General features: G+C 33.5%; 3 protein-coding genes. All 3 read right to left on the bottom strand.

Annotation, left to right across the window (positions count from 1 at the left end; all coding sequences use genetic code 11):
• Positions 1-70: 70 nt before the first annotated feature.
• Complete coding sequence (locus AB5150_RS15640) at positions 71-586, bottom strand: hypothetical protein (protein WP_015533325.1); 516 nt, start codon at positions 584-586, stop codon at positions 71-73.
• A gap of 69 nt (positions 587-655) precedes the next feature.
• Positions 656-1075, bottom strand: a complete 420-nt coding sequence (locus AB5150_RS15645; RefSeq protein ID WP_015533326.1) for an SMI1/KNR4 family protein — start codon at positions 1073-1075, stop codon at positions 656-658.
• Between the two features lie 3 nt (positions 1076-1078).
• On the bottom strand, positions 1079-1551 hold a 473-nt coding region (locus tag AB5150_RS15650; protein ID WP_368292183.1), incomplete at its 5' end, for an HNH/ENDO VII family nuclease.

The raw sequence follows: 1551 nt of genomic DNA on the forward strand, positions 1-1551 counted from the left end.
TTTTTTATTGTAATCCTTATCGTTTCCACTTACACTATTCTCCCCAGCATAGCTGGGGGATTAGGATTTTTCATTCAAATAAATGTTTATATGTATATGTTCCTTCTTTCGCCGGATTAATAACTGCTTCTTTTATTCCACCACTTGTATAGCCGCCTGGTTCCCAGTATTCCGGCCATGCACCTAATTCATTGCCAGATGGAAGTCTTAAACTAGATGTGTCCTGAATTGTCACTATAACAGGATTACTTCCTAAATATCCTTTGTCTAATCCCAAAACACTTTCTATTTTAGCCACATCCCCATCTGCGTTTCGAATTATTTCACTTAGTTCATCCCCAGACATTACAAATGTACCACCTTTACCACCAATTGTTCCTGATGGCTCACTTGGCATTATTTTTACCGCACCACTTTTCTTGAATGAATTTAGATGATTATTAATATATTCCTCACTCAAATAAGTTTCTGGTAATGGTTTCTGTCCCTTTGGTGTGCCTTTTATTTTTTCTACTTGTTCAAGTGACAATCCCTCTTCTCTAAGTTTACTCCACGATGAATATTGCTTTCCATCCTCAAATGACATAATAGCTTTTTGAGTTAGGGACTTTGAAGTCCTAAAGTATAGACATAATTAAATTTAATTTTATAAATATTACATATTTTCTATAGCATCACTGATTCTATCATTTAGATATTCAATAAAATTTTTATAATTAATCTTGTACTTTTTATCTCCTTGTGACCACATCATAACGGCTCCAGTTTTTACATCAATACAATAAATCCATTCGTCACAATTTTCTATTACAATCTTATCGTCATTCAACCCATATGACCTGAATTCTAGTGTCTTTTCCACAAATATCATTTTGCCATTTTTACCTACACCCAATGTTTCAATGCCATCCAGTCCACCATGCCCATAATTTTTCAAAAACCAAACATACTGCTCTGGAATTTTTAAATTTAATATTTTTTCTGCATCATATAAATCTTTATCATCTACATTAGGATGTGTAAAATCACCTTTTTCTTCATATTGACTTATAATCTTAACAATTTTATCATACATATTTTATTTTCCTCCTACGATTTGCTCTGCTCTCCATTTCCAATATGAACGTCTAAAATTATTATATTGCTTATTCAATATTGGATTATTTCTAAAACTTGCTCCATCTTCGATAAGACCATGCAACTGTGAATAATATTCTTGATGTGTAATCTCTCGAATCTCAACCATTGGTCCTGCTTCTTTTTGCAAAATATGATGTAGTTGAATAGCATTACCATCTGTCCCTATAGGAGGCTTGCCAGCCTGCATACGTTCTAAGTTTGTTAGTCCTGTTGTCTCATCAAAATACTCAAAATCTATATCATTCCTTTGATATACCTTTCTACTTACATCTCTAACTTCTCCATTAACTTTAACTGTGCCTTCATATTCTACTGAAGTGTAAATTACAGAACCACTTCCACCCTCACAAGTAATACTTCTTTCAGACTCCACCCGTCCTTTGCTAGTAGACATACCCCTATTCTTTCCAT

It is taken from the genome of Coprococcus sp. RTP21281st1_F1_RTP21281_210402, from assembly GCF_040915325.1.
Classification (GTDB): domain Bacteria; phylum Bacillota; class Clostridia; order Lachnospirales; family Lachnospiraceae; genus Coprococcus; species Coprococcus aceti.

Excerpts from the sequence above, each read along its gene's own strand:
- AB5150_RS15640 (WP_015533325.1), bottom strand. The coding sequence starts at position 586 with ATGTCATTTGAGGATGGAAAGCAATATTCATCGTGGAGTAAACTTAGA.
- AB5150_RS15645 (WP_015533326.1), bottom strand. The coding sequence starts at position 1,075 with ATGTATGATAAAATTGTTAAGATTATAAGTCAATATGAAGAAAAAGGT.